Source organism: Actinacidiphila sp. bgisy160, from assembly GCF_057707815.1.
In genome coordinates, this window is record NZ_JBYIQW010000038.1 from 31,294 (window position 1) to 43,416 (window position 12,123).

At 73.3% G+C, this 12,123-nt stretch carries 11 protein-coding genes and 1 pseudogene; 8 read left to right on the plus strand and 4 right to left on the minus strand.

The window, feature by feature from the left end; genetic code table 11:
• Positions 1 to 12: 12 nt before the first annotated feature.
• A pseudogene (locus AC3EUJ_RS25870) lies at positions 13 to 1,077 on the plus strand (glycoside hydrolase family 38 C-terminal domain-containing protein); the annotation flags it as partial.
• On the opposite strand, the gene AC3EUJ_RS25875 reads toward AC3EUJ_RS25870, so the two are convergent.
• A complete protein-coding gene (locus AC3EUJ_RS25875; RefSeq protein WP_431965309.1) occupies positions 1,035 to 2,432 on the minus strand; it encodes a protein phosphatase 2C domain-containing protein in 1,398 nt (465 codons plus the stop codon). The pseudogene AC3EUJ_RS25870 and the gene AC3EUJ_RS25875 overlap by 43 nt on opposite strands.
• A 223-nt stretch (positions 2,433 to 2,655) precedes the next feature.
• Here AC3EUJ_RS25875 and AC3EUJ_RS25880 point away from each other — a divergent pair, with 223 nt between their 5' ends.
• The 4 genes from AC3EUJ_RS25880 (at position 2,656) to AC3EUJ_RS25895 (ending at position 6,332) form a co-directional block, all read left to right on the plus strand.
• Complete coding sequence (locus tag AC3EUJ_RS25880; protein ID WP_431965311.1) at positions 2,656 to 3,645, plus strand: helix-turn-helix domain-containing protein; 990 nt, start codon at positions 2,656 to 2,658, stop codon at positions 3,643 to 3,645.
• Between the two features lie 78 nt (positions 3,646 to 3,723).
• A complete protein-coding gene (locus tag AC3EUJ_RS25885; protein WP_431965313.1) occupies positions 3,724 to 4,206 on the plus strand; it encodes a DUF456 domain-containing protein in 483 nt (160 codons plus the stop codon).
• 131 nt (positions 4,207 to 4,337) lie between these two features.
• The gene (locus tag AC3EUJ_RS25890) at positions 4,338 to 5,159 is read left to right on the plus strand and encodes a polysaccharide deacetylase family protein (RefSeq protein WP_431965315.1); all 822 of its coding nucleotides are present in this window, start codon (positions 4,338 to 4,340) and stop codon (positions 5,157 to 5,159) included.
• A gap of 123 nt (positions 5,160 to 5,282) precedes the next feature.
• Positions 5,283 to 6,332 (plus strand): LacI family DNA-binding transcriptional regulator, encoded by a 1,050-nt coding sequence (locus AC3EUJ_RS25895; RefSeq protein ID WP_431965317.1) that lies wholly within the window; start codon positions 5,283 to 5,285, stop codon positions 6,330 to 6,332.
• 12 nt (positions 6,333 to 6,344) lie between these two features.
• Here the strand turns inward: AC3EUJ_RS25895 and AC3EUJ_RS25900 are convergent, their stop codons facing one another.
• From AC3EUJ_RS25900 to AC3EUJ_RS25910, 3 genes are all read right to left on the minus strand, one after another.
• Positions 6,345 to 6,734, minus strand: a complete 390-nt coding sequence (locus AC3EUJ_RS25900; protein WP_431965392.1) for a hypothetical protein — start codon at positions 6,732 to 6,734, stop codon at positions 6,345 to 6,347.
• A gap of 85 nt (positions 6,735 to 6,819) precedes the next feature.
• The gene (locus AC3EUJ_RS25905) at positions 6,820 to 7,224 is read right to left on the minus strand and encodes a roadblock/LC7 domain-containing protein (protein ID WP_431965319.1); all 405 of its coding nucleotides are present in this window, start codon (positions 7,222 to 7,224) and stop codon (positions 6,820 to 6,822) included.
• A 58-nt stretch (positions 7,225 to 7,282) separates the two neighbouring features.
• Entirely contained in the window at positions 7,283 to 8,344 is a 1,062-nt protein-coding gene (locus AC3EUJ_RS25910; protein WP_431965321.1) for a MarR family transcriptional regulator, read from the minus strand.
• A 461-nt stretch (positions 8,345 to 8,805) separates the two neighbouring features.
• Here AC3EUJ_RS25910 and AC3EUJ_RS25915 point away from each other — a divergent pair, with 461 nt between their 5' ends.
• The 3 genes from AC3EUJ_RS25915 (at position 8,806) to AC3EUJ_RS25925 (ending at position 12,079) form a co-directional block, all read left to right on the plus strand.
• Positions 8,806 to 10,110 (plus strand): ABC transporter substrate-binding protein, encoded by a 1,305-nt coding sequence (locus tag AC3EUJ_RS25915; RefSeq protein WP_431965323.1) that lies wholly within the window; start codon positions 8,806 to 8,808, stop codon positions 10,108 to 10,110.
• 101 nt (positions 10,111 to 10,211) lie between these two features.
• Positions 10,212 to 11,177 carry a carbohydrate ABC transporter permease gene (locus AC3EUJ_RS25920; RefSeq protein WP_431965325.1) on the plus strand — a complete coding sequence of 322 codons (966 nt, stop codon included), beginning with the start codon at positions 10,212 to 10,214 and terminating at the stop codon, positions 11,175 to 11,177.
• On the plus strand, positions 11,174 to 12,079 hold the full coding sequence (locus AC3EUJ_RS25925) for a carbohydrate ABC transporter permease (protein ID WP_431965327.1): 906 nt from the start codon (positions 11,174 to 11,176) through the stop codon (positions 12,077 to 12,079). The genes AC3EUJ_RS25920 and AC3EUJ_RS25925 overlap by 4 nt, the downstream gene beginning before the upstream one ends.
• Positions 12,080 to 12,123: the final 44 nt, after the last annotated feature.

Below are 12,123 nucleotides of genomic sequence, written 5' to 3' on the forward strand. Positions count from 1 at the left end.
CGAACTGGCCGTCTCGGCAACGGCCTGCTGCGGGTCGCGGTCGACGCGGACGGGCTGCTGGCCTCCGTCCGCGACCTGGCCGCCGGCCGGGAGGTGCTGGCGCCGGGGGCGCGCGGCAACCTGCTGCAGCTGCACCCCGACCACCCCACCAAGTGGGACGCCTGGGACATCGACCGCCACTACCGCCGCAGGCACACCGACCTGACGTCGGCGCAGTCCCTCGAGCTCGTCGAGGAGGGGCCCCTGCGGGCTGTCGTCCGGGTGGTACGGGTCTTCGGCGGCAGCCGGATCGTCCAGGAGCTGCGGCTGACCGCCGGCAGCCGCCGGCTGGAGGTGCTCACGGAGATCGACTGGCACGAGTCGGAGAAGGTGCTGAAGGCCTCTTTCCCGCTGGACGTGCTCGCCGAGCGCTCCGCCGCCGAGATCCAGTTCGGGCATGTGCACCGCCCCACCCACACCAACACCGGCTGGGACGCGGCCCGGTTCGAGGTCTGCGCCCACCGCTGGCTGCACGTCGGCGAGCCCGGCTACGGGGTCGCGCTGCTCAACGACTCCACCTACGGCCACGACGCGGGCCGCTCGGGCACCGACACCACCGTCCGGCTCACCCTGCTGCGCGCCCCACACAGCCCCGACCCGCACACCGACCAGGGCACGCACCGCTTCACCTACGCCCTGCTGCCCGGCGCGACGGTGGGCGACGCGGTCGCGGCCGGACTCGCGCTCAACCTGCCCTTGCGGCAGGCCGGTTCACTGCCACCGGTGCGGCCGCTGCTGCGGGTCGGTCATCCCGGCATCACCGTGGAGTCGGCAAAGCTCGCCGACGACCGCTCCGGCGACGTGGTGGTGCGCGTGTACGAGTCGCGGGGCGACCGCGCCTCGGGCGCGCTCACCACGGGCTTCCCGCTCACCGGCGCCCGGATCACAGACCTGCTGGAGCGGCCGCTGGAGGACGCCGAACGCGACGGCGACACGGTGGCCGTCGTGCTGCGCCCGTTCCAGATCCTGACGCTGCGGCTGACTCCAGGGCCGCGTCAGGCGTCCCAGACGGCGACCGCCGTACGGTCGTCGGCGTAGCCCTTGACCCGGGTCTGGGTATCGCCGAGGAAGGCCGGCAGGCCCGGGGGCTCGGCGGCACCCCAACGCTGCGTCAGGCGGGCGACGAGGGCGGGCTCGCCGCGCAGCGGCGCGGCCAGACCACCGCTGCACAGCAGCAGGGTGTCGCCGGAGCGGGCCACGGAGGCGCGGAAGCGGAAGTGTATGGCCGGGCTGTCCTCGGTCTCCGCGCGCTCGTCGGGCCGCCAGGGGTCCAGGTCCTGCCACTCGCCGCCGCGGATGCGGTAGAGCCCGCCGTCGCCGACGCCGAAGAAGAGCCGGATGCGGCAGTCGGGGCCGGCGGGCAGCAGCAGGCAGCGGAGGGTGGCGCTGTACTCGGCCGGGTCCAGGCCCAGGTCCTCGCCGCGGGCGCGAAGCCGTCCGTAAGCGCGGTCGGTGAGCCGGTGCAGCCCGGACTTCAGGGAGCCCCGGCGGGAGGCACGGATGTCCTCGCTGAGCCGGGCCTGGCTGCGGCCCACCGCCGCCGCGATCCAGGTGCAGGCGTCACGGGCGGCGCGGTGGGCGGTGTCCGAGGTGCGCGGGCCGCTGGCGACGGCGATGAACAGCAGGGCGTCGTCGCCGCTGCCGAACCGCGCGGTCAGCACGGCGTCGCGGCGCGGCTCGCCCCGGTAGCGGGCGGAGTCACCGCGCACCGAGGCCGTACGGACCGTCAGCAGGCCGTAGTGGGCGCCGTCGAGCTCGGAGTCCGGGACGAGGCCGTCGAGGTCGTCCGGGTCGGCCGCCGGCCAGGCGGTCGGCTCGGGGTCGTACGTGGGCGGGCCGTCGCCGACGTACGGCGCCTCGGCGAGGGTCGGCTCCGGCAGGCCGGCCGGGGGCGCGGGCGCCGCGGTGGCCGATGGCGCCGCGGACCGCGCCGGATCCGGGGCGGGGTCCGCGGGGGCCCAGCCCGGTGGCAGTCCGGGCGGCGGCGAGGCCGGTTCGGGCGCCGCCGGGGTCTGGGGCGGGCCCTGGTACTGCCAGGGGCGCGGGGCGGTGGCCGGGGGCGGGGCGGGACGGCGCAGCCGCAGGGTGTCGGGCGGGCCGCTGTCGTCCGCGGACGTGTCGCCGCCGCCCGCGGCATCGCCGCCCGGGGCCGCGGGCGGTCCGGTGCCGGCCTGCCGGGTGTCACCGGGCGCGGCCGGGGCCGTGTCCTGCCGGCCGGCCTGCCGCGACACCGCGCCGCCGTCGTCCGCCTCCTCGCCGAGCGCGGAGAGCGCCGAGCTGTAGCGGTCGTCGAGCGTGTCGCCGGCCTCCCGGCCGCCGGGGTCGGACTGCCCGTACAACTGCCGCCACCACTCGTCCTCTTGGCGGCGGTCCGTCTCCCCCTGCTGACTCATGCCCCTATTGTCCACCGGCGGGCGCACGGCGAAACAGGGTTCGGGCACGCGAATGGTCCGACGGGCGGCCGGCCCCCTCCTCGGGCCGCACGTCGGACGATCCAGTAGGGACACCTTGCCAGGACAGGGGTTCGAGCAGGGATGATGGCGGGCGGCGGGATTACGCCATGGCTCATTTCCGCCATGTCCGCGTGTTGCGTTCTCGGGATCGGAAGGGGTGCCCGTGCTCGGTGCCATAGGGCTGGACGATGCCCAGGAGGCGGCGTACCGCGTCCTCGTGGGGCTGGGAGCCGCCGAGGTCGTCGACCTCTCGCACCGGCTCGGCATGCCCGAGGATCAGGCCGCCAGGGTACTTCGGCTGCTGGAGCGGCAGGGGCTGGTCGCGCGGTCCTCCGCCCGGCCCGGCCGCTGGGTGGCCGCCCCGCCCACGGTGGCGCTGGGCGCCCTGCTCACCGAGCGGCGGCACCAGCTGGAACAGGCCGAACTGACGGCCGCCGTGCTGGCGCAGGAGTACCGGGGCGAGGCGGCGGAAGCGTCGGCGCACGACCTGGTGGAGGTCGTGACCGGGGCGAGCGCCGTGGCGCACCGCTTCAACCAGCTCCAGCTGGCCGCGGAGAAGGAGGTCTGTGCCCTCGTGACGGGCACCCCGATGGTGGTGTCGGGGATGGAGAACACCGCCGAGAAGCGCGCCGCCGAACGCGGGGTGACCTACCGCGTGGTCATCGAGCGCGAGGTCATCAGCGGACCCGACGGCATCACCGGACTCACGGCGGCGCTCGGCCGTGAGGAACAGGTGCGGGTGGTGGACCGGGTCCCGACCAAGCTGGTGCTGGCCGACCGCTCGCTGGCGATGGTGCCCATGGCCCGGGACGCGGGCGGCCCCGCCGCGCTGGTCGTCCACGGCAGCGGGCTGCTGGACTCGCTGATGGCACTGTTCGAGAGCGTCTGGCGCGAGGCCCTGCCGATCCGCCTGGACACCGGGGGCACCCTGCGGGAGGAGCCACCCGATGCTCCCGACGCCGTCGACCTGCAGATCCTGTCACTGCTGCTGGCCGGGCTCACCGACGCCAGCGTCGCCAAGCAGCTGGAGCTGGGACTGCGGACGGTGCAGCGCCGGGTGAAGCGGCTGATGGAGCTCGCCGAGGTGACCACCCGGCTGCAACTGGGCTGGCACGCCCACGAGCGGGGCTGGGTGGAGCGCGCCCCCGCCTGAGGCGCGCGGCCTTGGGGCGCCGCCGGCGAGACCGGAAAACCGAGGGACGCCGGGCCCGGCTTCGGGCACGCTGGGCCCATGGGGACCGGACAGCTGTGCCTGATCGGTGCCGTCATGCTGTCCGGACTGCTGGGCGTACTGGTGCCGGGCGCGCCGGGCCCGCTGATGTGCTGGGCCGCGGTCCTGTGGTGGGCGACCCATCTGCACACCTCGTTGTCCTGGGGCGTCCTGGCGGCGGCCACCGCCGTGCTGCTGCTCAACCAGGCCGTCCAACTGCTGCTGCCCACCCGGTCGGTGCGGGACGCAGGGGTGCCCCGGCGGGCCTTCCTCGTCGCCGGACTGTGCGCCGTCGCCGGCTTCTTCCTGCTGCCGGTCGTGGGTGCGCCGGCCGGTTTCGCCCTCTCCCTCTACGGCGGCGAGCGGATGCGGCTCGGCAGCCACGGCGCTGCCTGGTCCTCCACCCGTACGGCCATGCGGGCCGCCGGAACGGCGCTGCTGGCCGAGCTCTTCGCCTGCCTACTGGTCGCCGGGGCGTGGCTGGGGGCCGTCCTCACCTCGTAGGCCCGGCGGGCCGCCGCGTCGCCGTCCTCCGGCGGAATTGTCAGAGCTCCGTAACAGCCGGATCCCCGGCGCCCCGGCCCCCGTCCTCCCCTGTGCACGTACGGACTTGGAACACGGGGATCGGGGCGGACATGGGGTGGAGCGGGATGCGGGGGACGAACGGCCGCGTGCTGGCGGCGGCACTGGGCCTGGCGGGGGTGGCCGCGCTGGCGTCGGTGTGGACCGCCCAGGCCGGCACCGCCGGCGGGCGGCAGGCGGCGGAACACCCGGTGAAGCCCTCCGCGTCCGCCAAGCCCCGTCCCATACCCGGGCAGACCTCCGTGCCGGACGCCGGACTGCCCGCCCCCGTGGTGAACATGGACATCGCGCACGCCTCCGACAAGGGGCCCCGTGGCGTCAACATCACCATCGACGACGGCCCCGACCCGCGATGGACCCCGCGGATCCTCCAGGTGCTGGAGGACAACGGCGTGAAGGCGACCTTCTGCATGGTCGGCACGCAGGCCCAGGCCCACCCCGGCCTGGTGAAGGCGGTGGTGGCCGCCGGGCACCGGCTGTGCGACCACTCCGTCACGCACGACACGACGATGGCCGGCAAGCCGCGGGAGTACCAGGCGAAGGAGGTCCTGGACGCCGCACGCATGATCACCGAGGCTTCGGGCGGCGTCCGGCCGATGTACTACCGCGCTCCGGGCGGCGCCTTCACCCCGTACAGCCGCCAGCTGGCGGCCTCCCGCGGCATGCGCCCGCTGGGCTGGAACGTGGACTCCGAGGACTTCAAACAGCCGGGGACCGCCGCGCTGGTCGCCACCGTCAAGAACGAGATCCCCAACGGGCCGACGGTGCTGTTCCACGACGCGGGCGGGAACCGCGGGCAGACCGTCGAGGCGCTGCGGCAGATCCTGCCCTGGCTGAAGCAGCAGGGCTACGCCTTCGGCTTCCCGGTGCGCTGACCGCCCGGCGGGCGCCGGAAAGAACGGAGAGCGCTCTCAGAACCGACTCCGAGCTGCGGGGAGAGCGCTCTCTTCGCGCTTCCCGGAGGGACTACGCTGTTCCCGTCCCGAGAGGAGCACCCCTTGTCCGACCAGATCTCCGGAGCGCGCCCGACGCTCGAAGCCGTCGCCGAACGGGCCGGGGTGTCCCGGGCCACCGTCTCCCGGGTCGTGAACGGCGGGACGGGGGTGCGCGAGGCACTGGTGGAGAGGGTCCGCAAGGCCGTCGAGGAGCTGGGCTACGTGCCCAACCAGGCGGCCCGCTCGCTGGTCACCCGGCGCACCGGGGCGGTCGCCGTCATCGTCGCGGAGCCCGAGACCCGGGTCTTCGCGGACCCCTTCTTCGCGCAGCAGCTGCTGGGCATCAGCCGTGAGCTGGCGGTCCACGACTCGCAGCTGGTCCTGCTGCTGGTCGAGGGCACGGCCGACTACGACCGCGTCGGCCGCTACCTGGCCGGCGGCCACGTGGACGGCGCCCTGGTCTTCTCGCTGCACGCCGAGGACCCGCTGCCCGGCATCATCCGCCGGATCGCGCTGCCCACCGTCTTCGGCGGGCGCCCCGGGTGGCCGGGCGCCGAGGGGGACCGCAGCCTGCTGTACGTGGACTCGGACAACCGCGGCGGCGCCCGCGAGGCGGTACGCCACCTGGTCTCGCTGGGACGGCAACGGATCGCGACCGTCACCGGGCCCCTCGACCAGACCGCGTCGGTGGACCGGCTCGACGGTTACCACGACATCCTGATGGACGCCGACCCGCGGCTGGTCGTCGAGGGCGACTTCTCCGAGGCGGGCGGGGCGCGTGCCGCGGCGGTGCTGCTGGACCGGGCGCCCGACGTCGACGCCGTCTTCGTCGCCTCGGACCTGATGGCCTGCGGTGCGCTGCGGGTGCTGCGCGAGCGGGGCAGGCGGGTGCCGGAGGACGTCGCGGTCGTCGGCTTCGACGACATGGCCTCGGTGGCGGAGCAGGCCGATCCCCCACTGACGACGATCCGTCAGGAGATCGAGGAAATGGGCCGGTTGATGGTCAGACTGCTCGTCCGGGGCCTGGAGCGGCGGGTGGCGGAGGACAGCGGCGGCCGTCCGCTGTCCTCGCTCGTCACCCCGACCCGGCTGGTGCGGCGCGCCAGCGCCTGACCGTCCGGGGGCTCAGAGCGTGCCGTGCTCCTTGACCACACGGCGGGCCTGGGCGAAGAGCATGCCCACGTTGACCGAGCGGCGGCAGACGACGACGGCGACGACGTCCTCGTTCTGGTTGTTGCGCAGGAACAGGTGGGTCAGGTTGTCGCTGTTGACGAGGATCTCCTGGAAGTAGTGCGCGTCGCTGGTGACCCCGCGGCGCTCCTTGAAGACGTCCTCGATCATCACCACCGTGCGCCCCTGGAAGAGGTCGAGGGTCGCCGCGGCAAGCAGGTCCAGGACCTCCGGGGGATGGCTGTCGACGGTGTCGACGGACAGCAGCATGCCGGTCGACATGTCGACCACTCCGGCGGCGAGGCAGTCGGGGACCTCCTGGCGCAGGTTCTTCACCAGGCCCATGACCTGGTCGGACAGGTTGCCGTGCGGGCGTTTTCCGGTGGTGCTCACAGCACTCCTTCTGCGGACTGGGCGGGGACTTCGGTCGTCATCCGAGGACTCCTTCGGGATCGGGCGCGGGGTCGGGCGTGAGCAGGATCGCGCCGATGCGCTCGACGGCGGACCTGGCCTCCAGGTGGAGCTGGGGGACGTTCATGCCCTCGTCGCCCACGACGACGAGGAGCGCGGTCTCACCGACCGCGTACACGGCGGTGTACCCGCCGCTGCTGCACGTCACGGTCCTGCGGAGCGGGCCGCGCAGGGCCGCCGCGGCGATCCGCCGGGCGAGCCCGAGGCCGGCGGCGGCCAGCGCGGCGAGCCCGTCGGGGTCGATGGCGTCCTCGGTGTCGGCGGCGATCAGCAGACCGTCGACGGCCGCCACGGCCGCGTCGGTGACGCCGACCACCTTGTCCCGCAGAGCGCGCATCTCGGCGACCAGGGCGTCATGATTCATGCACGTGCACCTCCTTGAATTCCCTTCGGTCTGTTCCGTCGGTCCCCGGGGAATTCGGTCACGGGGAATCGGTCCGGCTCCGTCCGCGGGGCCGCAGAAATCCCTTCCAGCCGGATTGCGGGCGACCGGCGTCGAGCGCCTCGCGAATACCGCTGGCGCCCGGTTCACGGCGGGGCAGCCCTTCGGCGGCCGGGGCCTCGAAAGCGACGCCCCCCGGCTCCCACTCCGGTACGGACGGATACCGGGACACGGCCGGGGCGCCCTCCGGGGGAGCGAGGCGAGGGTGCGGCGCGGCGGGCCCCGCCGGCCCTGCCGGGACCGTGGCGAACGGGTCAGGGGGCGGCGGCGCCGAGGGCGGGGCAGGCGGCGGCAGTGGTTGGGGCACCGGGGCCGGGACGGCCTCGACGAGGCCCTCGGCGCACATCCGGGCGACCTCCACGGTGATCGTGTAGACCCCGCGGCCGATGAGGAAGGCGATGTCCCGGGGACTGCGCCGTCCGTTGGCGCAGCCGAGGATCTCGCGGCGCACCGGGGTCAGCGGTTCGTCCGCCCACGCGGGCGGCCCCACGGCGGTGACCCGATCGCGGTCGGGGGCGACCGGGCACGGCAGCGCGGCCAGTGCGGCGAGCCGGCGACCCGCCTCCACCAGCAGTTCCTCCGGCTCGGCCCCGGGGGCCAGGCCCGGCGGCAGGGCGGCCGGCGGCGCCCCCGTGGTGTCCGGGTCGAAGTCGCAGCTGTCCAGGCGTCCGGCCAGCACGGCGAAGACCGCGTCCTGGACGGCCATCGTGTGCAGCACCTGGAACTCGGCCGTGCCGAGCCGTCCGCCGGCGGCGGCGATCGCGGCGCCCGGCCACAGCCTCGTCCCGGCGGCGTCATGAGCGGCGTTCCACTCGTCGGCGTCGATGCGCCCGGAGCGCACGAGCAGGGTACCCACCCCCGGCGCCCCGGGGCTCTCCACGGCCACGACCGCGCCGTCGAGCAGGTGGAAGGCCCCACCGGGGCTGCCCTGGACGCGCAGCACCCCGGTGGCCCGTTGGTCGCGGCACCTGGACAGCGCACGGCCGAGCAGACCGTGAGCGGCATTCCGGGCGGGCACAAAACCGGATGGTGCCGAGGTCATCGCTCCCCTTGCTGCGGTTATTCGGGCATACGGGCGGGCGGGCTCGCGGGCATACGGACGGGAGGCACGGAAAAGCCGTACTCATGCACGAACCATCACGCCGACGGGTAATTTCTAGCAGCCCTGCGACACGCCCTTCCGGCCATCACACGACATGGCCGAGGACGAATACTTGAGCCCTGCGAATGCCAATTCCACGCCCCGCCACGACCGTTTCCGCGCGATCGGGCGAAGGTGTCCGGAGAGCCTCGCGGAGGGTCATGACAGCGGCGGGCCATGCCGTCAAGGCGTGGAGTCGCATGGCACCGCGCAGGACCCGAGGCCGCCCCACCGGCCGTTATGCATTCGACTCTTGACGAATCACCGGCTGCGACGGCACTCTCCTGGGCATCGCTTGAGAGCGCTCTCAAGAGCAGCAACCGAGGGTCCTCTCACCCGTCCCGAAGCCATGGGAGGCTTCCATGCCCATCGCCCGAGCCGCCAGACGCGCCACCCTCAGACTCGGGGCGGTCGCGCTCGCCGGGGCGCTCCTCGCCGCCTGCGGATCCGGCTCGACCGGAACGTCCGCGGACAAGGACGGCAAGGTCACGATCACCATCGACCTGTTCGGCACCTTCGGCTACAAGGAAGCCGGCCTGTACGACGAGTACGAGAAGCTCCACCCGGGCGTCACCATCAAGCAGAGCAGCACCGAGAACGAGGCCGACTACTGGAAGGCCCTGCAGACCCGGCTCGCCGGTGGTGGCGGCCTCGCCGACGTCCAGGGCATCGAGGTGGGCCGCATCGCGTCGGTCACCCAGCAGCAGGCCGACAAGTTCGAGGACCTGGGCGCCCTGGGGGCCAAGGACCTCAAGGAGGACTTCTCCGCCGCCAAGTGGGCCGCCGCCACCACCTCCGACGGCCGCATCCTCGGCCTGGGCACCGACGTCGGCCCCGAGGCGATCTGCTACCGCACCGACCTGTTCGAACGGGCCGGCCTGCCCACCGACCGCGCCGAGCTGGCGCAGAAGTGGTCCACGTGGGACGGCTACCTGGAGCTCGGCAAGCAGTACAAGGCGAAGGCCGGGGCCAAGAGCGCCTGGGTCGACAGCGTCGGCAGCCTCTACTCCGTCATCGTCGGCCAGGAGAAGGCGCGTTACTACGACGCCTCCGGCAAGCTGATCTACGACGACAACGCCGCGGTCAAGTCGGCCTGGGACCTGTCCGTGAAGGCCGCCCAGGACGGGCTGAGCGCCAAACTCGCCCAGTGGACCCCCGCCTGGAACCAGGCGTTCAGCAGCGGCTCCTTCGCCACCATCGGCTGCCCGGCCTGGATGCTGGGCTACATCAAGGGCCAGGCCGGTGAAGCCGGCAAGGGCAAGTGGGACGTCGCCCCGCTCCCCGGCGGCGCCGCGGGCAACTGGGGCGGGTCCTACCTGGCCGTCCCCAAGGGCTCGGCGCACGCCAAGGAGGCCTTCGCACTGGTCAAGTGGCTGACAGCCGCGCGGCAGCAGGCCAAGCTCTTCAAGAAGCAGGGCAGCTTCCCCTCCAACGTCGGGGCGATCGAGTCCGTCAAGGAGGTCACCGACCCGTACTTCAGCGACGCGCCCATCGGGCAGATCTTCGGCGCCGCCGCCGAGGCCTCACCGGTGCAGGTGCTCGGCGTGCACGACGGTGACGTCAACCAGCAGATCACCAACGCGCTCGGCGAGGTCGAGCGCAAGGGCACGGACTCCGCGACGGCGTGGAGCCACGCCAGGAAGGGCGTCGAGAACGCCGTCGGCTGACGGCCCCCGCCCCGCCGGCGCCGGGTGCGCGGAACCGCTCCCCAGGTCCCGCGCGCCCGGCCGCCCCGCCCCGGTACGCCCCCGACCCGAAGGTCCCCCCCATGACCCTGACCGCCACCGCGCCGGTGCCGCCCCCCGGGCCCCCGGCAGCCCAGGCGCGCTCGGCGCCCCCGCGGCGACTGCTCGCCCGGCTGTCGCCGTACGCCTACATCGCGCCGTTCTTCGCGCTGTTCGCCGCGTTCGGCCTGTTCCCGCTGCTCTACACCGCGTATGTCTCCCTCTACCGCGTCGAGCTCCAGACCCCCGGCGAGATGGAATGGCGGGGCCTGGACAACTACACCGCGCTCCTCGGCGACGGCTTCTTCTGGACCGCGCTGCGCAACACCTTCACCATCGGAATCGTCTCCACCGTTCCGCAGCTGCTCATGGCGCTCGGCCTCGCCCACCTGCTCAACTACAAGCTGCGCGGCCGGACCTTCTTCCGTGTCACGATGCTCCTGCCGTACGCCACGTCCGTGGCGGCCGCGACGCTGGTCTTCTCCCAGCTCTTCGGCCGCGATTTCGGCCTGGTCAACTGGCTGCTCGGGCTGGCCGGCATCGGCCCCGTCGACTGGCAGTCCGGGACCGTCGCCTCGCAGATCGCCGTGTCCACGATCGTCACCTGGCGATGGACGGGCTACAACGCGCTGATCTACCTCGCCGGGATGCAGTCCATCCCCGGGGAGCTGTACGAGGCCGCCGAACTCGACGGCGCCTCGCGGTGGCGTCAGTTCCTCCACGTCACGCTGCCCGGCCTGCGGCCCACCATCCTCTTCACGATCGTCGTCTCCACGATCGGCGCCACCCAGCTCTTCGGCGAACCGCTGCTGTTCGAGGGAAGCATCTCGGGCGGCATCTCCCACCAGTACCAGACCCTCGGCCTCTACATGTACGAGCAGGGCTGGGGCTACTTCCACCTGGGCCGCGCCGCCGCCATCGCCTGGGTGATGTTCCTTCTCATCGTCCTGCTCGTGCTGCTCAACACCGCGCTGGCACGGCGCCGCTCACGGAAGGGGACCCGTCGATGAGCGCGCTCCTCACACGGCCGCGGCCCGGCCGCGACGCCGGGACCGCGCACCCCGTCCCCCGCCTGCGCTCGGCCCGGGCCGGCCGGCAGCATCACGGCGGCCGTCTCGCCTACGCCATCCTGATCATCGCGGCGGTGATCTCCGCCTTCCCCTTCTACTGGACGATCGTCGCCGCGACCCGCTCCAACGCGGAGCTGGCCGCGAGCCCTCCGTCACTGCTGCCCGGCGGCAACCTGACGCACAACTTCCGGCAGGTGCTGGAGCAGGCCGACATCGGCAGGGCGCTGCTCAACTCCCTCATCGTGTCGGGGTCGGTGACGGTCGGCACGGTCCTGTGCTCCACGCTCGCCGGGTTCGCCTTCGCGAAACTGCGCTTTCGGGGCCGCAACGCGCTGGTCGCCCTGACGGTCGGGACGATGATGATCCCGCCCCAGCTGGGCGTCATCCCGCTGTTCATGCTCGTCGCGGAGCTGCACTGGGTGAACCAGCTCCAGTCCGTCATCCTCCCCGGGCTCGTCTCGGCGTTCGGGGTCTTCTTCATGCGGCAGTACCTCGCGCAGTCGCTTCCGGACGAGCTGATCGAGGCGGGCCGGGTCGACGGCGCCTCGACGGCGCGGATCTTCTGGAGCATCGTCGTGCCCATCGCCCGGCCGGGGATGGCGGTGCTGGGGATGCTCACGTTCATGGCGTCCTGGAACGACTTCTTCTGGCCGATCATCGCGCTCACGTCGCAGGAGCCCACGGTGCAGGTCGCTCTGCGGCAACTGGGCGGGGGGTATGTGCACGACCAGTCGGTGATCATGGCGGGCACGCTGCTGGGGACGGTGCCGGTGCTGGTGGTGTTCGGGCTGCTGGGGAGGCAGATCGTGGGCGGGATCATGTCCGGGGCGGTGAAGGGGTAGGGGTTGCCCGTTCGCGGTGTGCGGCGCCGTCGTGCTTGCGCCTG